We start from the raw sequence: 24,305 nt of genomic DNA on the forward strand, positions 1-24,305 counted from the left end.
AAGGTAAAAAAGTAAATAAAATGGCTATTTCAATTGATGATATCAAGAAGCTTCGCGCAATGACTGGCGCTGGTCTGGCTGACGTAAAGAAGGCTCTGACCGAGGCTGAGGGCGACTTCGACAAGGCCAAGGAGCTCCTGCGCGAGCGTGGCCTCGCTATTGCTGCTAAGCGTAGCGACCGTGAGACATCTAATGGTTGTGTACTCGTAAAGAGCGTTGATGGCTTCGCTGCTATGATCGCCCTGAAGTGTGAGACCGACTTCGTTGCTAACGGTGCCGATTTCATTGCTCTTACTCAGAGCATCCTCGACGCTGCTATTGCTGCTAAGGCTAAGGATATTGAGGCTGTTAAGGAGCTTACTCTGGCTGACGGTCAGAAGGTTCAGGACGCAGTTACTCAGCGCTCTGGTATCACCGGTGAGAAGATGGAGCTGGATGGCTACCTGACACTCGAGGGTGAGAACATCGAGGTTTACAACCACATGGGTAAGAACACCCTGTGCACCATGGTACAGACCAACAAGCCCGCTGCTGAGCAGGGTCACCTGGTAGCTATGCAGGTTGCTGCCATGAAGCCAGTAGCTCTCGACGCTCAGAGCATCGATCCAAAGATTCTCGACGAGGAGTACAAGACCGCTGTTGAGAAGTCAAAGCTCGAGCAGGTTCAGAAGTTCGTTGATATGAAGCTCAAGAAGGCTGGTTTGAACCCCAACCTGGTTGATTCTGAGGATCACATCGAGAGCAATATGTCAAAGGGCTGGCTCACACAGGAGCAGGCCGACGAGGCTCGTAAGATCATTGCTGATGCAAAGGTTGAGGGCGAGGCTAACCTGAAGATGCCAATGATTGAGGGTATCGCTAAGGGTCGTGTTGAGAAGTTCAAGAAGGAGAACTGCCTGGTTGACCAGGAGTTCCAGTTCGGCGATGGCGACAAGGCTACTGTTGCTCAGTGGCTCGCTAAGCAGGACAAGGATCTGAAGATCGTTGCCTTCCAGCGCTTCACACTCGTTGCTGACTAATTTTTAGCAATATAGACAGGATCGGCATTGCGAAAGCAGTGCCGATTTTTTTGAACTATGAGAAAAGTAATAGGAATAGGAGAAACTATACTGGATATCATCTTCCGCGACGATCAGCCTGTTGGTGCTGTGCCTGGCGGTTCGATGTTCAACGGACTCATCTCGTTGGGTCGTAGCGGCGTTGATGCGGCTTTTATCAGCGAAACGGGCAACGACCGTGTGGGTCGTCGCATCATCAGTTTCCTGGAGGAGAATCATGTCGATGCCTCGAACATCAGCGTGTATCCCGAGGCTAAATCGCCCGTATCACTGGCGTTTCTGAACGAAAACAACGATGCCGAGTATATCTTTTATAAGGACCATCCCCACGACCGTTTGGAGTTTATCACGCCCGATATCCAGCCTAACGATGTGGTGATGTTTGGCTCGTTCTATGCCATCAACCCCGTTATCCGTCCGCAGATGTTGGCTTTCCTGCAGTATGCACACGAGCAGGGTGCTATTCTTTACTACGATGTAAACTACCGTGCGTCGCACCTAAAGGATCTGGTGAAGGTTACGGCCAATATCCTTGAGAACTTTGAGCTGGCTGATATCATTAAAGGCAGCTCGGAGGATTTTGAGAATATGTATAACAAAACGGGCGCCGATAGTGTGTACCGTTCGCAGATTGATTTCTACTGTAAGAACTTCGTCTATACGCAGGGTAGGGAGCCTATCGAGTTCCGTGCGCAGGGCGGCTTTGCCAAGCAGTACCCCGTGGCGGCTACACAAACGGTTAGTACCATTGGTGCTGGCGATAACTTCAATGCCGGCTTTGTGTACGGACTGCTGAAGTATGGCGTAACGCGCGATATGCTCCACGAGGGCGTCGATGCAGCCATCTGGGATAAGGTGATAGCCGAGGCCCAGCAGTTTGCTGCTAATGTGTGCGGTAGCATCAACAACAGCGTTGATACCGCCTTTGGCGACAATAAGAAAGCCGAATACCAGGCCGCACTTGCTGCTATGGAATAAAATAAAAGCCTCGCAAAACTGCGAGGCTTTTTCTTTTCTCTTATTTCTTTTTCTTTCGGGGTTTGCGCATGGCCCAGCCTTCTTCGCTGAAGTCGGGCTCTTCGCCTTTAAATCCACGCTGGGCTTTATCCATCAACTCACGCCAGTTGTCTTTCTTCTGGCGTTTGGGCTTGCCACCCTTGCCTGCTCGCTCGCCACGTTCGTCGCCCTTGTTGGCATCGTTGGCATCATTGCAGCGCACCGTCTGCCCCTTGTAGCGGATACCTGTCAGCTGCATCATCACCTTCTTAGCATCCTTTTCGGGCACCTCAAAGTACGAAATGCTATCCAGCAGGTCGATATGCCCCACCTCCTGACGACCACCAACAAAGCGGTTCAGCGTCTGCATCAGCTCGCCTGGATAGAAACCGTGGCGCTTGCCAAGGTTGATAAACAGGCGGCGGTAACCCTTCTGGGGCTTGTTCTGCACCTTCTGCTTGTCGCTCTGCTGACGACGGTCCTTCTTCTCAGGCACCACGGGCTCAATCTCAGGTGCATCGGCATAGTAGGCCAGGAACTTACCAAACTCAAGCGATACAATCTTCTTTATCAGCTCGTCCTTGTCGATATACTCAAAGTAGCGGTTGATATCCTGCATGAATGGGGCAATCTCCTCGTCGTCAACATCGGTCTTTACTATCTGATCCATCACCTTGTAGAGCTGCTTCTTGCAGATCTCTTCGGCCGAAGGAATCTCTGCCTTCACAAACTCCTTGCAGATAATCTTCTCGATGTTACGAATCTTGAACTTCTCGCGACTGTGTACAATCGAGATAGATGTGCCCTTCTTGCCTGCACGGCCTGTACGACCCGAGCGATGGGTGTAGCTCTCGATGTCATCAGGCAGTCCGAAGTTAATTACGTGCGTCAGATCGTCAACGTCCAATCCGCGTGCAGCCACATCGGTAGCCACCAGCAGCTGCGTCAGGTGGTTGCGGAACTTCTGCATCGTCTGGTCGCGCTGCTGCTGGTTCAGGTCGCCATGCAGCGATTCGGCATTGTAGCCGTCTTTAATCAGCTTATCGGCTATCTCCTGTGTCTCCACTTTGGTGCGACAGAAGATGATGGCAAAGATGCGTGGATAGTAGTCAACGATACGTTTTAGTGCCAGGTATTTATCCTTGGCGTTCACCATATAATAGATGTGGTTAACGCTCTCGGCGCCCTCGTTGCGGCTGCCCACAACTATCTCTTTGTAGTCGTGCAGATACTTCTTGGCCACACGCTCCACCTCTTTGCTCATAGTGGCTGAGAACATCAGCGTGTGATGATCGGCCGAGAGCGACTCGAATATCTCGTTGATACTGTCGGAGAAGCCCATATTCAGCATCTCGTCAGCCTCGTCCAGAACGATGTTTGTTACCTGACTCAGGTCGGCCTTGCCGCGATGCATCAGGTCAACCAATCGGCCTGGTGTGGCCACAATAATCTCCACACCCTTTTTCAGCGCGCGCATCTGCGGCTCGATGGCAGCGCCACCATACACGGCCTCTACGTGCAAGCCGTCGATGTATTTAGCAAAGTCGCGCAGGTCGTCGGCTATCTGCAGGCACAGCTCACGTGTTGGCGAGAGCACCAGTGCCTGTGTGTAGCGCTGTGTTGTGTCGATGCGCTCCAGCAATGGTATGCCGAACGCTGCTGTTTTTCCGGTACCAGTCTGGGCCAGGGCTATCACATCGTTTTCGTTGCCCAACAGGTATGGTATTACTGCCTCCTGTACAGGCATGGGATGTACAAACCCTAACTCTTCGATGGCTTTGCGAATCTGCTCGCAAACGCCTAATTCTTCAAATGTCTTCACTTCTTATTTTTTTTACTTTTTTACTTTTTTACTTTTTTACTTTTTTACTTTTTTACCTTTACCTTACTACTTCTGTAAATTCCGGTTTGCCGCCCTTTTGCTGTGCGTAACTCGTTGCAATGCCTGTCATCATTGCCAATGATAAAAATAGTTTTCGCATCATAATTTTGTTTATTTAAACTTAATCGTTTGCAAAGATACAAAATTATTTGTAATTTTGCAAGCATTATGAAAATATGTGTGTTTTGTTCTGCCAACGAGCAGATTGATGCCGAGTTTTTTACGCTGACTGCCGAGCTCGGCAAGTGGGCGGCTGAAAATGGTCACACCATCGTGTATGGCGGTGTTAACCAGGGCCTGATGGAGTGTGTGGCCAAGGCTGCCAAGACGGCTGGCGGCCGTACCATCGGTGTGGTGCCTACCAAGGTTGAAGAAACCGGGCGCACCAGCGATTACGTAGAGATAGAGATACCTTGCGACAACCTGACCGACCGCAAGCAGCTGATGATGGACCAGAGTGATGTGTTTATTGCCCTGCCAGGCGGTATTGGTACACTCGATGAGATATTCACTGTTGCAGCATCTGCCACCATTGGCTATCATCATAAGCCTGTGATTCTTTATAACATGAAAGGCTTCTGGAATCCGCTGATACAACTGCTGGATGAATTAGATTGCTGGCACATGATCCGTGGCGACTGGCAACAGTACATCAAAGTGGTCGATTCCTTAGATGAAATCAAACAGCTGATATAAACCAAAGAGCCCCGCTTTTTAGCGAGGCTCTCTTGTTTTTTACAGGCTGTTCACACAACTGGTGGCGCCCAGTGCAGTAACAATGGCAGTGGCTATCGATGCAATCATCTGCAGGATAAACTTCATGGTTTCTTTCTTGCTCATAATGATAATTTTTGATGGTTAAAGGTTAATGGTTGATGTGTTAAGCGATGGGGCCGAAGCCCCCGCTTGCTAATCTTCGGTCGGCCCGTTGTCGTCGGGGTTACCGCCTCCGCCGGTGTTGCCACCCTGGTCGCCGCTTGAACCGCCTCCGGTGTTACCGCTCTGGCTGCCGCCGCCCTGATTGGTGGGCTCGTCGTCGGCCTCGCTGTAGTCGGTATAGTTCTTAGGCAGCTCGGTCACGTTGCCGGCTTTGGTAAGCTCTGCGCGGGTAAACTCGCCAGTGGCACGTGCGCGCAGGTACACGCTGTCGATGTGCTTGTTGGTCGAGAAATCCTCGCTCTTCAGGGCTCCGCCCTTGGCAGTCTCGATGCCAGCCGAGAAGATTGCCAGGTTAGGCAGCTTAACGGCCTTGCCCTCCAGCACCAGCTCGCGTATGCACTCTACCATGTCGGTAAGCATACCCTTGATGGCTCCCTTAGAGTAGGGCGTGTTGTGGTTCGACATGTGCTTGGCCAGCTCGTCGAGGTCGATGGTCTTGCCGATGGTAACGGCGCGTGCAAACCAGCGTCCGTACACGGAGCTCTGCTTGTTTTTGTTCTGATACTTACGATAAAATACACTCATAATGGTTAAATTTTAAATGGTTAATACTTAATGATTTTTACGATGCAAAGATAGCACTATTTTGCTTCGGAACCAAATCCGTAAGCCCCTGCATTGCAAAAATTTGTTAACGCTACGTTTACGCCTCGCAAACAATATTCTCAGTCCTCGCAAACGCACCGTTTACAAATCGCATACGCCCCACGTACATTGTGACTGTGATTTTGTGACAATAAGCCCCTCGCAAAATCGCAGCCACCGCCATCCATATAGTTTAAAAATAATATAATAATATTATATATTATTATATTATTTTTAATTACCCGCCACCGCCATTATCGTACCTCCTTAATGTCACAAAGTCCAAGTCACAGAGTATAAAACGAATCATTAAAAGATGTAAATTTATGTCATATTGCTTGCATTATGAAATAATATTGCTTATATTTGCAGCAGTTTAAACTTTTAAGAATATGGCACAGGTATCTATGACGGTGAGGATGGACTCACAACTAAAGCGGAATTTTGATGCACTTTGTCAGCAGCTTGGCATGAGTGCTAATGCTGCAATGAACATTTTTGCGAATGCGGCAGTCAGATCGCGTGGCATCCCTTTTAGGGTAGGGCTTGACGAGCCTAAAGTGCAGAATCCGGCTCTAAGAAGGTTTCTGGAATATCGCGAGAGTTTATCTGCCGACGATTCGCGTCCAGAACTTACTTTAGATGAAATCAACGAAGAAATAAGGTTGGCCCGCGAGGAACGAGCTGCACAAGAGAAGTAAGGTATATGATACAAGCAGTTATCGACACAAACGTATTGGTGTCGGCGTTTATTACTAAAAAACTAGATTCTTCAACCGCAATGGTATGGGGGGCAGTATTGAATGGCGACATTATACCGATGTATAACGAAGAAATCATAGATGAATATACCGACGTGTTACATCGCAAGAAGTTTAACATACCAGAACAGCTGATAAAGGATGTAATCAACCACATAATGACGAACGGGGTAAGAGGCGAGCGCGTATTGAGCGACGACTTTTTCCCCGATCCCAAGGACGTTGTGTTCTACGAGGTGGCGATTTCAAAAGACGACGCCTATCTTGTAACCGGCAATACAAAGCATTTTCCCAAGAAGCCAATTGTAGTAACGCCTGCTGAGATGCTGGAGATTTTGAAAGCAGAAAAAAATAAATGAACAGATGAATAAGATACTATATCCACCATTAATATCTATTGGGGTACTTTCACCATTATACGTATACGCGCTTATTGACTTTTCTATAGGAAGTTTAATTGTTGCAGTCACATCGTCACCGCTGTTGATTTTAGTACTGTGGATGAGCATGGATAACTTCTGGATAAACCGTAGGCTTCCCGTTATTTGCCCTAACAATTATAAAACGGTAAAGGTTGGGGGCGATACTTTCGAACAAACGTTATACGTTTATGATGAGGAAAACGATATTCACTATCGATACGAAGCGAAGACTAAAAGTTTCATCATATTGAGAGTGATGCATACCAATCCTCTACGCTATTTAAAAGAATACGAGGAAAGGAAATATCAATTTAAGGTACGTTTTGAGCAGTTAAGTATTCCGATGACTATACAAATGTCGGACGTAAAAAGCGGCTACAGTTATGCTACTTTTGTAAGATTAACAAAGAAAGATGCATCGCCTGAGAATATCAAGTTAGTAAGGCAAACGCTCATCGATCTGGCTCAGGATGATTATTTTAAAAGGTCGGACATTAAACAAATTGTAGCAGCTAAAGATATCTATGTTGCATTCTATGAAGAGTTAAGCGACAATCTTTATTATATACATTATGTGAAGAATAAAGCGGTAGAGATATTTGCTGAAAACGCAGAGAGTCATAAAATTGTATCCCTGGACTATGACGAGCTTGATGAAAACTATCAGCGACTTGAGGATTTGTATGAAATGCTTGAATCAAACGAAGTAGCTTTTGTAGGTACATTTTCATTGGCGGATTTCAAATTGCTTATCACCAAACCTGTTGATTAAAAAAGAATAACAAATGGCACAGATAGAAACAGCCAGTGCGGAACTGGCATGGATACAGAAACATTTCTTTAAAGGGGCGGGCTTGGATAAGGCCAGCCGTTTGGAGGGCGAAGAGCGCAGGGCTTACGTGCTTGCGCAGGTTGAGCGATTGCTGGCAACGCCATGCGGGCATACTACAGCGGCTATATGGCTGTCGGATAGATTCTGGACGTGCGATGAGGGCAGGAAGACATACGATGTAGATCCTACGCCGCTGTTGATTCTGAAGGAGCAACAAACGCTTACGGCCAGGCAAATGGCGCGCCTGCGACTGATACTGGAGGTGGCTGGCCTGTGCCATGACCTGAGTCTGGACTTTACGTTCGACCTGAAGGAAGCTTTCGGTGTAGAGAACGCTTTTCGGGTATCAAACAAACAACTTGTGGAGTGGCTCACAACAACCGAATATGAAAACATAGCAAAGTATACGGCATATATTATGAAAAGGCAGGCTACCATTGTGTATGCATATGGCCGCTACCTGCCTGCGCAAGACGCGCTTGCTGAGTTATTTTCGTCGGAATACAGTTGCTTGATACGCGAACCCCAACTTACTGATATACCGCCTCGTGCCTATGTAAAGACTGTCATCGACGAACTGCAACGCATAAATGAGCATTGGCAACAGGGACGTAACAAGAGGCTGAAGCCCGATTTGATAATGCTTCACGACGAAATATATGGCGAGGTGCCCGACCTGTTTGATAAGGATGTACTGAAGGCTGCAAGGGTACTCTACGATTATATGGACAAAGAAGTGTACGGACGAATGACAGGCAACAATCCGTTTGGCCCTGAGGCGTTGAAACTCTTTGCCAAGAAGGTTTGCGAAGTGCGTGCAGAGTATCTGGCTGAAGGTTGGATTGCCGACGATTCGTTGGAGTTCAATTATCTGATGGCTCATGCCGAAAGTTGTGGGTATGGATACTGGCGAGAGGAGGACGAGGCCTTATGATGAGTAGTAATCGTAGCGACTATAAGTCGGCTTCGGAATGGCTTTCAGCACTCTTACACGATGAGGCGTGGCTTACACAGCAGGAGCGACTACAGTCAGCAACAACTGCCGAAACAATCGTTCATCGCGAGGACGCCATCAGGCGTATTGGTATAGGCGAGACTTATGAGTTCTGGGAAATCTACGACCATCAGGTGGAGAAGGCGGTTAGCGAGGTTTGGGAGATTGCAGAGTTGTCGCTCCCAAAACTAAAGATTCAAACCATAGGCATGCTTTCGATGGCGTGGCTTGAGCAGCATTCTAACTCAGAAGTTAAAAGTGAGGTAAAGAAAACCTCGGCAAAGAAAAAGCCTGAGAAACCTCAAAAGCCTCGTGAAACGATGACGTTTTATCGGAAAAGTGGCGTAACTGAAGGACATCTGATATTACTCTACCAGAAGTTGGTTAAAGAAGAGTGGATAGAGGGCAACGAGGCTGATTTCAAAGCTCTGTTCTCAAATAAGCGAGACGAGAGTTGTGTTTTGACTTGGAAAGGTAAATTTGGTAAAGGTACGCTCGTAGAGATTTTCAAGCAGTTTGTTGGTGCCGGTATGATAACTGTAGCCAATGGTTTTACCATTCCTTCCATTTTAGAAGGTCATTTTGTGGATTCCAACGGCAAGTGGTTGACGGGACTCGACAAAGGCAATGCGGCTAACGACAAGGCGCTACCTATTATTAAGGAATGCGTAAAACTACTGAAAGCCGACCCTGAACAGCTAATCTATGGCGATTATGAAGAGGATGAGGATTTTCTGTCGAAGTATGACCCTTACGACCATCAGGATTTGAACATTCACAAGCGATAAAAACGCCCCCCTAAGGAGTTCTTTAGGGAATCAAATATTTTTTTTGAGAAAATTTTCGCAATAGCGGAATCTCTTTGAAACACAAAGGGTTCCGCTTCTTTTTGTTTGCCAGAATAACACATGTTTGTATCCTTCCCTAAAGTACTCCCTGAATAATTCCCTTAAACAAGCGACTTTGGCTGGGTATTATGGAAGCTGTCTCACACGGAGCCCAGCTAACAAGTAACAATATGTGTCGCTTTAAGGAGGCGACGTTAAACAAAAACAATAATATGTCGAAACGTAATGATTTGAAAGCGGCTTGGCGCGCTATTCGTGCCAACCAGGCAAAGCAGCAGATGAACAAGGTGAATCATCTGGGAGTTTCTAACTCAAAACACTTTTTCACCTATTAAATAATTAACATCGAGGTAGGTGAGTGACGAAAGTCTCGCGAGTGAAAAAGGCCTAATTTCAGCACTTTCTTCCTCACTTAAAAACACTCGATAAAATGCAGAAATTTTTTAAGAAACAGCTTTTACAGCAGAACGTCAAGATGGACAGCAACGTTAACTTTATGGTGAATGGTGATATTAATATCCAGCCCTGCCCTTGGGAACAGGATGTGGACCTGACCGACGGGCGCCCCGTTTACTACTGCGCCAACCTTGAGGTGATGGCCGATGGTCAGACACGCGTAAAAGCCAAGCGTACAGGCAGTCGCGGACCACTCTATCAGACGCTGTTCGAGACGTCTCACGGCGTGGTGAAGATAGTGCCCCAGCGCAAGCACCGCCGACCCGAACGCGAAAAGGTGATAGTGGAATTCAAGTTCCCGCGCCGCTATGGACTGGAGCTAACCAAAAAGCTCTACGCCGAGGAGGCCGATCAGGTAATGTCGTACTTTAAAACACGAAAGGAGGAATGTTTATGGAATCAGCATTAATCAGCACCATTAAGTTTACATGTATTGGCAAGGGGCACGGCGCTCCTTGCCTCCCTGCCACCAAGGAAGACTGGGAAAAGCTTCGCCGCGAATCGTGGCTCGCGCAGATGTGCGCACGTATAGAGAAAGGTGACGATGAGTTGAAACATCGGTTGCCGGTGTGGACACCGCATTGCGCAGAGTTTAAGGACAACCACCGCGCCATAGCCGATGCCGTTAAGCCGCTGAACCGACTGATGCTCGACTTCGACGAGAAGGGGCATACCGATGAAATCTGTGCCCGATTGTTGGAAAAGTCGCCACTGGTGCCGCTGCTCATTGAGGAATCGGTTCGCCATGGTACGCATGTGCTGGTAGAGCTACCCGATGGGATGACCGCTGAACAGGCACAGGAACTGATGAAAGAGGCTACGGGATTTGCACCCGATGCTGCCGTAAAGGATGTGTCGCGTTGTATCTATATGGTGCCCGATGACCATACCCGCTACGTAAGCGAGAAGTTGTTTATAGCAACTGACTACAGAACGGAGTCCATTGCTGAACAACCTGAAACAGAAATAGTCCTGAAGCCCTGTAGTCCGTTGCATAACGAACACCCGCTTGAATTTAAGGGCATACCCTACAGCTCTATCATAGCCGAGTGGTGGCACCGCAACGGGGGCGAGCCTGCCGAGGGCGAGCGCAACGTGAAACTGCACAAACTGGCTGTAAACCTGCGCGCCATCTGCGATAACAAGAAAGAGGTGCTGATGCAGGTGATGCCCCGATTCGGACTGACCGATGCCGAACTGAAATCGGTAGTTGATTCGGCTTGTAAGGAAGAGCCCAAGGGCGTTTCGAAGATGCTGTCTTCTATCATTGACAATTTATCATTAACCATTGAACATTCTGATGAGGATGAGTTAGATGGTGCAGAAAATGTTCAATCTTCAATGTTCAATGTTCAATGGAATAAACTGCCCATCGGACTGAAGGAGTCGTTGGTTGGTGTGCCCGTCAGTATGCACATGCCCGTACTCTGCGGCGTGCTGCCCATTGCTGCTGCCTATGCCGACCAGGTAACGGTGGAGTATTGCGACGGCAACGCCCAGCGCTTAGGTCTGATGTCGATAATCCGTGGCGAGCAGGCCAGCAACAAATCGGTAGTAAAGAATGCTGTTGACATCTGGAAACGACAGCTTGACGAGGAAGATGCTCTGGCCCGCAAGCGCGAAGAAGAGTGGAAGGAGCGCAAAAAAGGCCGTAAAGCCAACGAGAAGGCGCCCGAAGATCCACATGTGTTGATTCGCGTGGTGCCTGTAACCGTTAGCTGTTCTACGTTGCTTAAGCGCTTTAAGAATGCCCAGAACCACACGCTGTACAGCTTTGGCGAGGAGCTCGACACGCTGCGCAAAACCAACGGAGCCGGTTCGTGGTCGAGTAAATACGATATCTATCGCTTGGGGTTCGACTATGGCGAGTGGGGACAGGATTACAACAGCGATGCAGCCGAGAGTGGTGTGGTAAACGTGGCTTACAACTGGACCATGCTGGGAACCAATGGCGCCCTGCGCAAGTGCTTTAAGGCCGATAACATTGAGAACGGACTATCCAGCCGAATACTGGTGGCCGAAATGCCCGACAGCAGCTTTGCCAAGATGCCCAAGTTCCGTAAGCGAACGGATGAGGATGTGGCTAAGATACAACAGGCCGTGAACCGTCTGCGTAGCTATACCGGCCTGGTCGACACGCCCCGTCTGCGCCGGGCCATCGAGGGCTGGGTAGAGCAGAAACGCATAGAGGCTGCCAAGGATATCGACCACGTGAAGGATACCTATCGCAAGCGCGCTGCCGTCATCGGCTTCCGCTGCGGCGTGGTGTTCCACCTGCTAAGCGGTTGCAGCAAAGAGAGCAAGGCCTGCATGGAGTTTGCACTCATGATGGCCGAATACTGCCTGCAACAGCAGATAAAAGCTTTTGGTGAGACACTCGAAAGTCAGTTTCTGGATGCCCGCGACGAGGGTGTGCGCTATGGCTCTAACCACTCTATCTTCGACCAGCTGGCGCCTACGTTCACCATGGACGATCTGCGTGCGCTGAAGCGAGGATTCTGCGGCGAGGCCGGGCTGCGGAAAATCATTTCGCGCTGGTACCGCGACCAGTGGATTGAGAAAACCGACCGCACGCACTGGAAGAAAGTGAACAGTGAAACTTTGTGACTTTGACTTTGTGACATTAAGCAAATTGTAAAATTGTAAATATGGAGATAGTATTAACCCGCATAGCTAAGCGCCAGCAGTACACCATAGGTAGGCTGGCCATTGTAGAACGCACCGACGACGAGTATCTGGCAGGTGAGCGCGAGGTGTACTTTTGTGATACGCTCGAGCCGCCTGTCATCGAAACCAAAACCACCGTATCGCTGGCTACGGTACTGCGTTCGCCCACCAAACTCAAATCCATCAAGCCCGTAGCCATCCCCGAGGGTCGCTACGCAGTAGTCATCACCTACTCGCCAAAGTTCCAGAAGTGGTTGCCGTTGCTGTTGGGCGGGCTGGATTTCAACCGCCTGTGGCAGGGCATACGCATACACTTCGGCAATACCGTAGCCGACACGCAGGGCTGCATACTGCTGGGGCGTAACCAGCGTGTGGGCAGACTGTTCGAGAGTCGTAAATGGGTGTACGAACTGAAACAGAAAATCATCGAAGCCAAGGCCCGAAAAGAAGCAGTGTGGATTACCATCAGGTAGTCCACACTGGCTTTTATCATCGTAAGTGCTAAGGCTTACTTGGCGCCGATCTCTTTAATCAGACGGTCGGCTTTACCCCAGCTTTCCATCATGTAAAGCACGTAGCGGATATCAACGCCGATGCAGCGGGCCAGCTGCTTGTCGAAGAAGATATCGCTCGAAAGGCTGTCCCAGTTGCCGTCGAAGGCCAGACCGATGAGCTCGCCCTTGCCGTTGAACATAGGCGAACCAGAGTTACCACCGGTGATATCATTGTTCGACAGGAAGCACAGGTGCATCTTGCCTGTGGTCTTATCGGTATACTTACCAAAGTCCTTCTTAGAGAGCAGCTGCTTCATGATAGGCTCGGCCTCGTAGTCGATAACGCCGTTCTCGCCCTGCTTCATCTTCTCAACGATACTCTCGGCAGTGGTGTAGTAGCCTGAAGGCTTGCCTGCCAGCAGGTACTCGCCTACCTGACCATAGCTTAAACGCATGGTGAAGTTGGCGTCTGAGTAGTTAGGCATATCCTCCTCCATGCGCAGCTTGGCGGCACACAGATAGCGCTCCTGCACGGCGATAGAATCGTAGCCCTCGGTAGCCTCGCCTATGATGGCAAACAGGGTGTTGTTAAGGCTCTCGCCAAAGGCCACGCCTGGGTCGTTCTTAAAGCTCTTTTTGTTGATGTAGATCTTCTTGCCGTTCTTCATCAGCTGCGACTTCTTGAACAGATAGTCGATATACTTCTGATAGTCGCCGCCAAAGTCGCGGTCAACCACCTGATAGAAGCTGGGCAGGTATTTCTCCTCCACCTGCGTGCGGTAGAACTTCATGGCAGCTGCCTGAATCTCCTTGTCGGTAGCCTCGTCCCACTCGCTGCTGTTGTCTTTGAACTCGATATACTGTTTCTTGGGGTTGTTCTCATCGCCCTTGACAACAGCGCCGTTCTGCGAGCGATAAGCACGGCGTGTCAACTCGTCGGCGCTACGGCCGCCAAAGGTCTCGCTGAAGTAGGTCAGCGCCTTGATGGCCTTGAACTGCTTGGCATACAGGCGCTCCAGCAGGTCGAAGTCGAGCTTGCCCTTCAGGAATCCTGTTGAGTCCTGCCACTGGCGGATCTTCTGCTCAAACTGAGCTTTCTGCTGGATAAGACCGATGGAATCGATACATTTGTTCATACCGATAGAGTTCTTCCAGTAGTTAGAGCTCTGGGCGTACTTAGAGTCGTACTTGATACGTACAGCCTCGTCGGCACGCATGTGGCGTATCATAATGTCCTGCTTAATCTCACGGGTCTTATAGCGTGGCTCGTTCTCAGCGTCGCGGCGCTCGCGGATACCGTAGCTCGACAGGTAACGGTTAGTGCTGCCAGGATAGCCGATGGTCATAGAGAACGAACCTGGTACATAGCCCTGCAGCGATACGGGAGCCCACTTCTTTGGGTGATAGGGCACGTTGTCCTTAGAGTACTTGGCAGGACCGCCTGTCTTCGGATCTACATAGATACGGAATACAGAGAAGTCGCAAGTCTGTCGGGGCCACATCCAGTTGTCAGTCTCGCCACCGAACTTACCCATCGACTTAGGCAGGGCGAACACCAGGCGCACATCCTCAAAGTCGCGATAGGTGGTCAGGAAGTAGCGGTTGCCCTCGTAGAAAGGCTTCAGCTCTACACGCAGGGTAGAGTCCTGCTTGCGGATGTCCTTACTCATTGCGTTCTCGAGCGAATCGACAAACTTGGCGCGCTTGCTCTGTGCCAGTCTGTTCAGACCTAATGAGTCGAGATAAGCTGTTACATCCTTCTGTTCAATCATAAAGCTTACAAACAGGCGCTCGTTGGGCAGCTCCTCTTCGTAAGAGTTGGCTACGAAGCCGTTCAGCATATAGTCGTGCTCAACGGTAGAGTGCGAGCGGATGGCCTCGAAACCGCAGTGGTGGTTGGTAAACACCAGTCCGTCGGGCGAAACTACTACACCCGAGCAGAAGCCGCCAAAGTTAACCACGCAGTTCTTAACGGCATCCTCACCATAGTAGAGTGCGCTGTATGGCAACTCAAAATTCTCCTGCTTCATGGTCTCATAAACGGCATTGGGCAGATTGTAAAGTGTCCACATGCCCTCGTCGGCCTTAACGCCGGTAAGGCTGCATGCAGCAAGTAAAGTAAAAAGTAATTTTTTCATAAAAATATAATTAGTTTTTGAATTTTTTTCCAATGATGGGCAGGCTTGAAAGGGGCATGTCGGTTTTGATGATACGGAAGATGAAACCTGCAATCATCAGACTGTTCCAGATGAGTGATGCCCAGGCAGGTAGTCGCTGCTCGCCCCATTTCATCAGGGCAAAGAAGGCGCCTGCGGCAATAAAGTAAATAATGATATCCTTCATAGGATAGGGGATAGGGTTCTGTTTCTGACCAACCAGATAGCTCAGCACCATCGCTGTGCCATAGCCGGCCAGTCCGCCCCAGGCGCACGCCCAGTAGCCTATCTGAGGGATGAAGATAACGTTAACGGCAAACAGCACCGCGCAGCCAGCCAGCGAGAACCATGCGCCATAGATGGTCTTGTCGATCAGCTTGTACCAGAACGACAGGTTGAAGTAGATGCCCATAAATATCTCGGCCATCATCACTATCGGCACAATGCCCAGTCCCTCGCGGAACTTATCGCCTACCAGGTACTTGAAGATATCGATATAACCCATCACACACAGGAATGCCAGCAGCGTGAATATCACAAAGAACTTCATCGACTTGGCATACAGCTCCTTGCTGTCTTTCTCCTTGGCCGAGCCGAACACGATAGGCTCGTAGGCAAAGCGGAAGGCCTGGGTAATCAGGGCCATTATCATTGCTATTTTGATGCAGGCGCCGTAGATGCCTAACTGATGGCGACCCTCCTCGGAGTCGAGGATACGTGGCAGCAGTATCTGTCCTGCCACCTGGTTCAGAATGCCTGCAATACCCAGTACCAGCAGCGGCCATGAGTAGCTGAGCATCTGCTTGCACTTCTGCCCGTCGAACTGCCACTTAAAGCCTACCAGCTCGCTGATGAGGCAGAACGATATAATAGTGGTACACAGCAGGTTGATGGCAAAGGCATAACCGATGTGTATCTGCCACTCAGGGTTGATCTTTGGCATGAGCCAGTAAGCCACCACATTCAGCGTAACACTCATAAAGATAAACAGCAGCTTGAGCGATGCAAACTTGAGTGGCTTGTGCTTGTAGCGCAGATAGGCAAAGGGGATGGCCTGGAAGGCATCCTGAGCCACGGTAACAAACATCATACCTACGTACCACTTGTGGTTGGGATAGTCGAGCACGCTGGCGATGGGGTTGATAAACAGCAGTACCAGCGCAGCAAATGTGAGGCATACGCCGCCAACCATTATGAGCGCCGTGCTGTACACACGCATCTTGTCGCCCTCCTCTTTGTTCATAAAGCGGAAGAAGGTGGTTTCCATACCGAAGGTCAGCAGCACCATGAGCAGCGCTGTCTGGGCATAGATATCGTTGTAGATGCCGTAGTCGGCACAGCTCTTCAGCGTATAAGTATAGAGTGGCACCATCAGGTAGTTCAAGAATCTACCCACAATGCTCGAAAGGCCATAGATAGCCGTGTCTTTTGCTAATGATTTCAGATTTGCCATTTTTACTTTTTTACCTTTTTACCCTTTTACTTTTTTACCCTTTTACTTTTTTACCCTTTTACCCTTTACCCAAAGAACATGTATGCTATTGCGATGGCAGCGATGATGCCAGCCAAGTCGGCTAACAGACCGCAGGCCACAGCGTGACGGGTTTTTACAATGCCCACGCTACCAAAATATACTGCAAGAATGTAGAATGTGGTATCGGTAGAGCCCTGGAAAATACAACTCAGTCGGCCTACAAACGAGTCGGCGCCATAGGTGGTCATCGCGTCAACCATCATGCCGCGGGCACCGCTACCACTCAGCGGTTTCATCAGCGCGGTAGGCAGCGCACCTACGAAATCGGTGTTGCCGCCACAGGCTTCCACGCCATATTTCACACCATCAATCAGCATGTCCATCGCACCCGAAGCACGGAACACACCAATGCCTACCAGGATGGCTACCAGGTAGGGGATGATGCGCACGGCGGTAGTAAAGCCCTCTTTGGCACCCTCGATGAATGCGTCGTACACATTGATTTTCTTGCGAACGCCTGCCAGTATGAAAGCGATGATAATCAGCATCAGCATAATGTTTGCGGCGCTGGTGCTCACTTTGTTCATCAGCATCGAGTCCATCTGTCCGAAGCCCCATATAACCGAGGCAACCACTAAGGCTGCACCGCCAAGGGTAAGCAGCATGGTGCGGTTGAGCAGATTGATCTTCTGGAAAAAGCTGGTAATGATGATACCTGCCAGCGTAGAGAAGAACGTGGCCAGCAGGATAGGAATAAAGATGTCCGTGGGCTGTGCAGCACCCATCTGGGCGCGATACACCAGGATGGATATCGGTATGAGTGTAAGTCCGCTGGTGTTCAGCACCAGGAACATAATCATCGGATTGCTGGCTGTATCCTTTTTCTGGTTCAGATCCTGTAGCTGCTCCATGGCTTTCAGACCTAAGGGCGTGGCGGCATTGTCCAATCCAAGCATGTTGGCAGCAATATTCATAAATATCGAGCCCGTTACAGGATGGCCCTTTGGGATGTCAGGGAACAATTTGGTAAAAACAGGACTCAACAGCTTAGCCAGCACGTTTACCACGCCGCCCTTCTCGCCTATCTTCATAATACCCAGCCACAGCGACAGTACGCCTGTAAGGCCAAGTGATATTTCGAAAGCTGTTTTCGACGAAGAAAACGTTGAATCCATCATGGCAGGGAATACATCGAAGTCTCCCCAGAATACCAGTTTTATCAGGGCAATCACAAATGCGATGATAAAGAATCCTATCCAAATCCAATTTAATACCATAACAGCGTGCAAAGATAAGGTATTTTCCTGACATACGCAAGCATTATAGCCAATAATAATAAATAGAAGAGCACCTGCTCACGCAGATGCCCTCCTCAACCATTTTTATTAAAGTCCTATTCTTATTTTTTTGATAGTTCGCAATTTTAAGGAATCAGCTCAACCTTGGTTAATATGACGCTTGCGCCCTGCACAGTGATGTTGTTGTTCTGCAAGGTGCTCAGGTAGTTGCCAATCGTGAACTCTACATAGCCTGCTGAAGGCCAATCTGCACCTTCATAGAACTTCACGATGTCCTGCCAACCTTCGGTCTTCAGCCAGAGTTGCTTCCAATCGCCAGCGGCGCTTCCGTAGAATCTCAGTTTGCTGGTGCTGCTTGCGTTAGCAAATTTATCCTTGGAGATCAGAATGTCCAGATTAAATGCTACAGTCTTCGAACCGCTCCAGATGACTGTTGCTGAACCGCCTCCGCCCTGTGGCTCGTCGGCTGTCTTCTGGCTGTTGTCATAGGTAAGAGCCAAGGCTGTTACGCCTCCGCCTTGGAAAATCATACCGTTCTGCTTGAAGCGGTTGGCTGTGGTCGTGTTAAGCTTAAACTCTACATAGCCGTTCTTGGCATTGCCTTGGGTGGAGTTCTCGCTCCAGCCGGTATTGCCCAGGTCGAAATTCCCCCAAGTAGAGTCTGTGGCTTTGATAATATAGCCGTTCTGACTGGTGAAGTAGAAGCGGATGATGGTTCCGTTGCCGATTTCAGCTGTCTTCAGGTCATTGGCAGATACTGAGACGTAACCGTTCCAATTATCGAATATGGTGCTACCACTGGTATCGCTCCAAAGCGTATGCTCGTGACTCGCATCAGCTAATGTGTAGCTGTATGTGGGGTTAGAGGTTCTGCTCACCTCTTCATAGCTGACGGTGCCGGTCTTGTCGGTCTTCATGTCGTAGTCAACACCTTCCAGTGGATAGAGATTGTCCTCTACGCCAGTGGTGGTCCAAGGCTCTGCACCGCCACCTACATACGCTACGAATCCTGTATAGGCTTCCTTGATGTCTGTGCGCTCGTAAGCCCAGCGGGTTCCTACAGGTACACATATCTTATGAGGCGCTTTTCCTTGATAGGCCTCCAGCTGGTAGACAGCTAATGAAGAGCGTACCATCACTACAATATTATTGACGGTAGCCTCGTCGGCTGAGGCAAAATCGATACGGCTGGTAACACCTGCTCTGCCCTCAACGTGCTGTAAGGAAATCGACTGATCGAACCGGCAGGTGTTAATGAGGGTGTTGTCGGCAGTCGATGGGTTGAACATCTGGTGGACATTCTTATTCAGAGCATTGAATTTTATAGCCAACTCGCCACCTGCTGCCAGTGGAGTAACCTCGGCATAGTAGGTGCTGCCTGGCTCGCTGGTGTAAACAGCCTCGTTGCCATCAGCATCTCTCTGTACCTTATGCTCCTCGATAATCTTTGCATCGAATACCAGGTCGTTATAGTCGTAGTCCTTATTGCTCGACGAGCTGCCCAGGTCTTCGCAGAACACCCACTTATGTGTTACTACGGTTTTCTTCTTATAGACTTTGGTGACTTTATCGGAAATAACAGTGCTGCCGTTGCCGGGAACCACTTTCAGAATCCAGTCGTCGCAGTACTGAAGCTCCTTCATGTCATTGTTAAGCTTCTGGTCGCCATTGTCGTATTTCTCGCCATACATGCACAGACCCACATACCAGCCTTTGCCTACGCCTGGTACATCAATTTCAGCACACTTAAACAGCTTGTATTCCTCGCTGCACCAGCTGCTGTGATACTTAAAGCTCAGCGCCGAACTGTTCTGCATGTAAACCATCTTCCAGCCTGTTCCATTGTCGTTGGCATTGAAGTCAAGCGCGTGGGTATAGTTGGCGCCGTCGCCAACACAGAGATAGTCCATGGTGGCCTGGGTCACAAAATCGTCGCGGTATTCATTCGACGTGGCACTTGGGTTATTGGCCATGTAGTTCTGGTCGAAACGTTTCCAGTACACATTATAATCCTTGCTGGCCTGGCCCCATACATGCTGGATGTAGAAGTTGCTGATGTTCAGACCAGCGGTAAATCCCGGATGCTCCTCAAACCACTTCTTGACATGGGCACGCTCTGCCTCTGTGATAGGTGCAGGTGTGGTGTAATTAGGATATTGACTTGAATAATTGGGGAAATTCGGCATGTCGGGCTTGATGCATGTGCCGCATGAATTGTCGCCTTGGCTGCGCGTCATGACTCGTGCAGCCGATACGCCTGCCTCACCAAAACCCCAGTCCTGCTGTGGAGATGGCTTACAATAGAAGTCGTTAAAGTTATTAGCAAATTGCTCTTTCTTAATTTGCTCAATGTTTGTGTAGCCATCTATGTCTTCATGGCAACTGGTCATCAGGCCGTTGCAAATAAGAGCTAATGCTCCTGCTATCAAATACTTCTTCATTTTAGGACTCTAATAAATTGTTACGTAACTATTCCTTTTTTCGGGTGCAAAGTTACCACTTTTTTCCGCAGGTTGTATAATATTTATGGTTAAAATCTGTAAATATTTAGAAAATATGCGCCACTTATCAGATTATTTTGTAATTTTGGCCTCAAAAATGAAATTAAATATGCGTAATTGTCTGATTTTTACCATTATAGCAACCCTGGTAGTCGCATCCTTCCTGTCGTCGTGTAAAAAGGATGTTTACGACGAGAAAAAGCATGAGGAACTCATTCATTATTTCTCGCCAATGGATAGCGTCGACCAGCAACATATGTGGATGCTTTCAGATGACCAGGTTCTGCATTACCAGGTGCCTTCGGGGGCGGGGTATGAACAGTTATGTGTCTATTCGTCAGATCCCCTTACAGATAGTAAGGCTGAGCTGATGAGCCGGATTTTTGTGACTGGCGGTCAGTCGGGTTCATTATTGGTCAATGTACCCTATCTGCAGTCTAAACTCTATGTGGCGCTTGTCGATGCGAGTGGTAATATGGCTGTGACCTCTATATCTTCTGATCAGACGTCGGTTGATTTCTCGAGCGTCACTACAGGAGTGGCTAAGTCTGGCTTGAAACCATTGACCTACACGTACCTCTATGAGGAGAACTATCCGGAACCAGGCGACTATGATTACAATGATGTGGTGCTCCGTATCTCTCAGCAGCGTACCGCAGTCAATCAGATTACTGTCAGTGTGACGATTGCTGCTGTCGGTGGCGACAAACAGATTGCTGGATTTATCCGATTAGTGGGCTATTCGTACGAGGAGATAGATTCGATTTATACCACTTCTGGCGAGACGTTTAATGAAGGTGTCAACGATCAGACGCTCTATCCTTTCGGAAATCTCTTCAGCGACAAAACGCTCGTTCACTCTCACCTTATGAAGGGAAGGAATCAGGAAGCTGTACTGAATCTGTTCTGTGATGCCCATTGGGCTATGGCCTTCAATCTGGATGCCGACTATGGTCTCTTTACCCGTAAGAAGTATAATGTTATGACTGGCGACTATGACGTGAATTATTATCAGTCGCGTGCCACACGTACGCTTAGCTATGTGATTACGTTTAAGGAAGATAATCAGAATGTGATCCGCTCGCTCGACAATTTTACGCTGAACACATTGGATCCGTTTATTATCACCTATTATAATGGCGGCAATTGGGAGACGCACGTCGAGGAGTATAAGTCGGCTAAGGTGCTTTGCGACTATTCGGTAGCTAATTTCAAGGACCTGCCTTGGGCGCTGATGGTTCCTCAGGCAAACTTCCATTATCCATTAGAGGGTAAGGGGCATGAATTGGGCTATAGAAAACGTACGGATGGTGTCGTTGCTTCGTTTGGCGTCTATGCAGAGCCAGGACATTCGTTTGGTGAGTGGGCTGAGGACCATACACGGTTCTACGATTGGTATCTCTATCCCAATTTGGATATGACGTTTAATTAATATGGACAGGATATAAAGGGCGGAGGGGCATTCACATCACGTGAACACCCCTCCTTCATTTAACTATAATAGAGTTTGAAAAATATACTGTTTATTTGCTGTAAACATAATCCTCTTCAGGTGTCTGATACCAGCCTCCTCTTTCTGCTCTGAGGGTCAGGTCGGCCTGCTTACCCCATCCAATAAAGCCTGTATAGGCATTGGTGACATTGATGCGCTCCAGTGGCCAACGCCATTTGTCGGGGATTGCGATACCTAATGGCGCCTCGGCCAAACCACTTGGATTGCCTTCCTTTATGATTTCAATGAAACCGGTGATGGCGTTTGATTCCACTTCTGGATCGGCATTGATATGGAATGGAAGGATCTTCAGTCCTGGGTTCTGGAAGTCAAATCCCACAGGCTTATCAATGGTGGTGGATACGGCATCAGCATCAACACCTCTGCTACCAGTGTTTACCATGGTGCCCTTGGCTACCCCGAGGGCATTGTGTACTTCGGCATTGCCATTCCATGTCAGGCGGGTATTGCCCAACCATACATAGTTGTCATATTCACATCCGGCAGCGACCAGGGTTACAATCAGCTTGCTGGCATCGCTCTCGCTCTCTCTGATCTGAATGACAACGTCGTTCATATCGAAATCACATCTGGTCTTATTATCCTCAAAGGCATAGGTCCATGTCTGATTCTCTGTAACAGGTGTCTCTACAGAGGGGTTGGATGCCCATGAGGCACCGCAATCGGTAGAGTTATAGGTAGGATTCAGTTCGCTGAAATCTACTCTTGTGGTGTTCTCGTTCAACTGGACGGTGGGCCATACACCACTGTTACCTGCTCCTAATTCTACAAGGTTTTTGAAGCCAATGGTTATCTTGCCTGTTGTCTGAAAGCTGTATCTATGGCTGGCAACGGTGGTGGTTCCGCCTAAGCGAACGTAATTGTTCTCGCCTGTTGCCATAAAGCCTTGGTAGGTTCCATCGCCTTGTGCTCCCCAATAACTATCTCCTTTGATATTAAAGCCGGTATTTCCTTTCATGTTGACCTGGAAGTTGTTGCAGTCGGCTGAGGCTGCTTCCATATAACCTCCCGTCATGAGGTTAAGCTGACCATCGTGCAGATAGGCATCCTCTTCAACAATCAGCTGGCAGAAATTATAATAGGTTCCGTTCCATGCTTGAATCTTGAATTGTTTGGTGGTGTAGTGACCTTTGTTAATCCACCATATCTGGCCATTTCCCTGAGTGCACTCCGTTAAGCCGCCAACAGTTACTGTACCTTCATTATAGAAGTTGGCACAAGAGTTTAATTGAAGTGTACCAGTGATATTCAGCTCACCGAAGTTGTAGAAGTATGAAGGATGGCCATCGCCGGGTTTGCTGGTGATGTCTTTGGCGTTCATGACACCTTCGTTATAGACGGTGATATCCTGGTTGGCCTCAAAGTTCGTGCTGAAGTTAACCTCTCCTCTGTTGTAAATGCATGACCTTACATCTTTTTTCTGACCATTCTCCCATATCTCATTGGTTTCAAGCTTTGAGGGGTTGTAGTTGAGGGTACCGCCAGCAGAAACGTAGATGGCACATTCATAGTTGGCTTGCCTGTCCATCGTAAGAACTGCACCTGGCAGAACATAGAAGTTTGCAGAGTAGATATAAGCACTGCTTGGCATGGTTACATTGCCATTGATATAAATGTCGACAGCAGGTCCTTGCCACAGGTTTACATTTGAACGCATGCCACTGGTTGCAACCAGTTTGCCTGACATGATACAATCGTAATCACTGGTTGTGTTAATATCCTTGGCGTTGCCTGGAATGTCGGCTACGGTCTTATAATAGCTATTTGTATTCTCGAATGTAAAAGGATCGCCCTCTACTGCAGCGCTGGCTCTTGTGCGGGCTTGGGCAGGGGTGCTGAAATCGTAGTTGGCAGTAATCTGATTGTTCTCAACATCTACATATTTGTACACCATGTTGCCGTTACTCTGCTTTAATCCAACATATACCGACTTGTAGTGCTGGGGAATGCGGAAACCGCTGATGGTAGTTGTGGTGCTGGTCATTGGTGCACTTGCCAGTACGCTTCCGTAGCCATCGGAATACGGATTGTTCGAGAAGACATACAGTGTAGCCCCTGTGTCGCTCAATCCTTCTACGTTGAAGGTTGCTGTGGCTGTCGATGTCATCACCCAGTCTTGGTTGTCTGGAATGTAGAAGCCAAGCGCCTGCTGGGCATTGTCAAGCGATGCCTGCTGCTCCTGCTGCTCAGAATCAATTTCTTTCATGCAGGAGGTTATAGCCAGCCCCATTGTAAGGACTGCTAATCCGTTTAAAAGATATCTTTTCATACTCTAAAAAATAGTTAAAATCAAACAAAATGAACTAATTCGGCTGCAAATTTATGCATTTTATTTGAAAAATCCAAATACTTTGGCTTTTTTTATGTCTTAGGACGTTGTTTTTAACAATCATCCCATTGCCCTTATTGGGCAATAGATGTTTTATGGG

At 48.7% G+C, this 24,305-nt stretch carries 21 protein-coding genes; 13 read left to right on the plus strand and 8 right to left on the minus strand.

Translation table 11 applies throughout. The annotated features are described in order from the left end of the window. Positions 1–20: 20 nt before the first annotated feature. Both tsf and T495_RS0103375 read left to right on the plus strand, forming a co-directional pair. Positions 21–1,019: a translation elongation factor Ts gene (gene tsf, locus T495_RS0103370; protein WP_028902886.1), complete on the plus strand. Its 999-nt coding sequence runs from the start codon at positions 21–23 to the stop codon at positions 1,017–1,019. 57 nt (positions 1,020–1,076) lie between these two features. Continuing rightward, the gene (locus T495_RS0103375; RefSeq protein ID WP_033147565.1) at positions 1,077–2,036 is read left to right on the plus strand and encodes a carbohydrate kinase; all 960 of its coding nucleotides are present in this window, start codon (positions 1,077–1,079) and stop codon (positions 2,034–2,036) included. 40 nt (positions 2,037–2,076) lie between these two features. Here the strand turns inward: T495_RS0103375 and T495_RS0103380 are convergent, their stop codons facing one another. Then, positions 2,077–3,876 (minus strand): DEAD/DEAH box helicase, encoded by a 1,800-nt coding sequence (locus tag T495_RS0103380; protein ID WP_028902888.1) that lies wholly within the window; start codon positions 3,874–3,876, stop codon positions 2,077–2,079. Positions 3,877–4,104: 228 nt separating this feature from the next. Here T495_RS0103380 and T495_RS0103385 point away from each other — a divergent pair, with 228 nt between their 5' ends. Next, a complete protein-coding gene (locus T495_RS0103385; RefSeq protein ID WP_033147566.1) occupies positions 4,105–4,632 on the plus strand; it encodes a TIGR00730 family Rossman fold protein in 528 nt (175 codons plus the stop codon). A 39-nt stretch (positions 4,633–4,671) separates the two neighbouring features. Here the strand turns inward: T495_RS0103385 and T495_RS15775 are convergent, their stop codons facing one another. Beyond that, a complete protein-coding gene (locus T495_RS15775; RefSeq protein ID WP_155993414.1) occupies positions 4,672–4,776 on the minus strand; it encodes a smalltalk protein in 105 nt (34 codons plus the stop codon). 69 nt (positions 4,777–4,845) lie between these two features. Further along, on the minus strand, positions 4,846–5,400 hold the full coding sequence (locus T495_RS0103390; RefSeq protein ID WP_051522972.1) for a hypothetical protein: 555 nt from the start codon (positions 5,398–5,400) through the stop codon (positions 4,846–4,848). 452 nt (positions 5,401–5,852) lie between these two features. Between T495_RS0103390 and T495_RS0103395 the strand changes: the two genes are divergently transcribed. The 9 genes from T495_RS0103395 (at position 5,853) to T495_RS0103435 (ending at position 12,913) form a co-directional block, all read left to right on the plus strand. Continuing rightward, complete coding sequence (locus tag T495_RS0103395) at positions 5,853–6,161, plus strand: type II toxin-antitoxin system RelB/DinJ family antitoxin (protein ID WP_033147567.1); 309 nt, start codon at positions 5,853–5,855, stop codon at positions 6,159–6,161. A gap of 5 nt (positions 6,162–6,166) precedes the next feature. Next, positions 6,167–6,580, plus strand: coding sequence for a putative toxin-antitoxin system toxin component, PIN family (locus tag T495_RS0103400; protein WP_033147568.1), 414 nt, complete (start codon positions 6,167–6,169; stop codon positions 6,578–6,580). Between the two features lie 4 nt (positions 6,581–6,584). Then, positions 6,585–7,415, plus strand: coding sequence for a hypothetical protein (locus tag T495_RS0103405; RefSeq protein ID WP_033147569.1), 831 nt, complete (start codon positions 6,585–6,587; stop codon positions 7,413–7,415). Between the two features lie 13 nt (positions 7,416–7,428). Then, positions 7,429–8,409, plus strand: a complete 981-nt coding sequence (locus T495_RS0103410) for a hypothetical protein (RefSeq protein WP_033147570.1) — start codon at positions 7,429–7,431, stop codon at positions 8,407–8,409. Then, positions 8,406–9,257, plus strand: coding sequence for a hypothetical protein (locus T495_RS0103415; RefSeq protein ID WP_028902892.1), 852 nt, complete (start codon positions 8,406–8,408; stop codon positions 9,255–9,257). The genes T495_RS0103410 and T495_RS0103415 overlap by 4 nt, the downstream gene beginning before the upstream one ends. Before the next feature lie 272 nt (positions 9,258–9,529). After that, positions 9,530–9,652, plus strand: a complete 123-nt coding sequence (locus T495_RS16265; RefSeq protein ID WP_255347581.1) for a hypothetical protein — start codon at positions 9,530–9,532, stop codon at positions 9,650–9,652. Between the two features lie 95 nt (positions 9,653–9,747). After that, complete coding sequence (locus T495_RS0103425) at positions 9,748–10,182, plus strand: hypothetical protein (RefSeq protein ID WP_033147572.1); 435 nt, start codon at positions 9,748–9,750, stop codon at positions 10,180–10,182. Then, positions 10,167–12,380, plus strand: a complete 2,214-nt coding sequence (locus T495_RS0103430) for a DUF3987 domain-containing protein (protein ID WP_051651825.1) — start codon at positions 10,167–10,169, stop codon at positions 12,378–12,380. Before T495_RS0103425 ends, T495_RS0103430 begins: the two co-directional genes overlap by 16 nt. A 41-nt stretch (positions 12,381–12,421) precedes the next feature. Beyond that, a complete protein-coding gene (locus tag T495_RS0103435) occupies positions 12,422–12,913 on the plus strand; it encodes a DUF5675 family protein (protein ID WP_033147573.1) in 492 nt (163 codons plus the stop codon). Positions 12,914–12,948: 35 nt separating this feature from the next. On the opposite strand, the gene T495_RS0103440 is transcribed toward T495_RS0103435, so the two are convergent. The 4 genes from T495_RS0103440 to T495_RS0103455 form a co-directional block, all read right to left on the minus strand. Beyond that, entirely contained in the window at positions 12,949–15,072 is a 2,124-nt protein-coding gene (locus tag T495_RS0103440) for a S46 family peptidase (protein ID WP_033147574.1), read from the minus strand. A gap of 10 nt (positions 15,073–15,082) precedes the next feature. Continuing rightward, on the minus strand, positions 15,083–16,543 hold the full coding sequence (locus T495_RS0103445; protein ID WP_033147575.1) for a lipopolysaccharide biosynthesis protein: 1,461 nt from the start codon (positions 16,541–16,543) through the stop codon (positions 15,083–15,085). Positions 16,544–16,608: 65 nt separating this feature from the next. Further along, complete coding sequence (locus tag T495_RS0103450) at positions 16,609–17,841, minus strand: nucleoside recognition domain-containing protein (protein WP_033147576.1); 1,233 nt, start codon at positions 17,839–17,841, stop codon at positions 16,609–16,611. Between the two features lie 146 nt (positions 17,842–17,987). After that, positions 17,988–20,303, minus strand: a complete 2,316-nt coding sequence (locus T495_RS0103455) for a hypothetical protein (protein ID WP_155993416.1) — start codon at positions 20,301–20,303, stop codon at positions 17,988–17,990. Between the two features lie 157 nt (positions 20,304–20,460). Here T495_RS0103455 and T495_RS0103460 point away from each other — a divergent pair, with 157 nt between their 5' ends. After that, a complete protein-coding gene (locus T495_RS0103460) occupies positions 20,461–21,795 on the plus strand; it encodes an LruC domain-containing protein (protein WP_197020331.1) in 1,335 nt (444 codons plus the stop codon). A 91-nt stretch (positions 21,796–21,886) separates the two neighbouring features. Here T495_RS0103460 and T495_RS0103465 read toward each other — a convergent pair whose 3' ends face one another. Further along, positions 21,887–24,145, minus strand: a complete 2,259-nt coding sequence (locus T495_RS0103465) for a DUF4842 domain-containing protein (RefSeq protein ID WP_155993418.1) — start codon at positions 24,143–24,145, stop codon at positions 21,887–21,889. Between the last annotated feature and the right edge of the window lie 160 nt (positions 24,146–24,305).

The sequence above is a fragment of the Prevotella sp. P6B1 genome, from assembly GCF_000702825.1.
Lineage (GTDB): Bacteria > Bacteroidota > Bacteroidia > Bacteroidales > Bacteroidaceae > Prevotella.

Excerpts from the sequence above, each read along its gene's own strand:
- T495_RS0103450 (WP_033147576.1), bottom strand. The coding sequence starts at position 17,841 with ATGGTATTAAATTGGATTTGGATAGGATTCTTTATCATCGCATTTGTG.
- T495_RS0103400 (WP_033147568.1), top strand. The coding sequence starts at position 6,167 with ATGATACAAGCAGTTATCGACACAAACGTATTGGTGTCGGCGTTTATT.
- T495_RS0103375 (WP_033147565.1), top strand. The coding sequence starts at position 1,077 with ATGAGAAAAGTAATAGGAATAGGAGAAACTATACTGGATATCATCTTC.
- T495_RS0103455 (WP_155993416.1), bottom strand. The coding sequence starts at position 20,303 with ATGAAGAAGTATTTGATAGCAGGAGCATTAGCTCTTATTTGCAACGGC.
- T495_RS0103390 (WP_051522972.1), bottom strand. The coding sequence starts at position 5,400 with ATGAGTGTATTTTATCGTAAGTATCAGAACAAAAACAAGCAGAGCTCC.
- T495_RS0103460 (WP_197020331.1), top strand. The coding sequence starts at position 20,461 with ATGAAATTAAATATGCGTAATTGTCTGATTTTTACCATTATAGCAACC.
- T495_RS0103410 (WP_033147570.1), top strand. The coding sequence starts at position 7,429 with ATGGCACAGATAGAAACAGCCAGTGCGGAACTGGCATGGATACAGAAA.
- T495_RS0103445 (WP_033147575.1), bottom strand. The coding sequence starts at position 16,543 with ATGGCAAATCTGAAATCATTAGCAAAAGACACGGCTATCTATGGCCTT.
- T495_RS0103415 (WP_028902892.1), top strand. The coding sequence starts at position 8,406 with ATGATGAGTAGTAATCGTAGCGACTATAAGTCGGCTTCGGAATGGCTT.
- T495_RS0103440 (WP_033147574.1), bottom strand. The coding sequence starts at position 15,072 with ATGAAAAAATTACTTTTTACTTTACTTGCTGCATGCAGCCTTACCGGC.
- T495_RS0103405 (WP_033147569.1), top strand. The coding sequence starts at position 6,585 with ATGAATAAGATACTATATCCACCATTAATATCTATTGGGGTACTTTCA.
- T495_RS0103430 (WP_051651825.1), top strand. The coding sequence starts at position 10,167 with ATGGAATCAGCATTAATCAGCACCATTAAGTTTACATGTATTGGCAAG.
- tsf (WP_028902886.1), top strand. The coding sequence starts at position 21 with ATGGCTATTTCAATTGATGATATCAAGAAGCTTCGCGCAATGACTGGC.
- T495_RS16265 (WP_255347581.1), top strand. The coding sequence starts at position 9,530 with ATGTCGAAACGTAATGATTTGAAAGCGGCTTGGCGCGCTATTCGTGCC.
- T495_RS15775 (WP_155993414.1), bottom strand. The coding sequence starts at position 4,776 with ATGAGCAAGAAAGAAACCATGAAGTTTATCCTGCAGATGATTGCATCG.
- T495_RS0103395 (WP_033147567.1), top strand. The coding sequence starts at position 5,853 with ATGGCACAGGTATCTATGACGGTGAGGATGGACTCACAACTAAAGCGG.
- T495_RS0103435 (WP_033147573.1), top strand. The coding sequence starts at position 12,422 with ATGGAGATAGTATTAACCCGCATAGCTAAGCGCCAGCAGTACACCATA.
- T495_RS0103385 (WP_033147566.1), top strand. The coding sequence starts at position 4,105 with ATGAAAATATGTGTGTTTTGTTCTGCCAACGAGCAGATTGATGCCGAG.
- T495_RS0103425 (WP_033147572.1), top strand. The coding sequence starts at position 9,748 with ATGCAGAAATTTTTTAAGAAACAGCTTTTACAGCAGAACGTCAAGATG.
- T495_RS0103465 (WP_155993418.1), bottom strand. The coding sequence starts at position 24,145 with ATGAAAAGATATCTTTTAAACGGATTAGCAGTCCTTACAATGGGGCTG.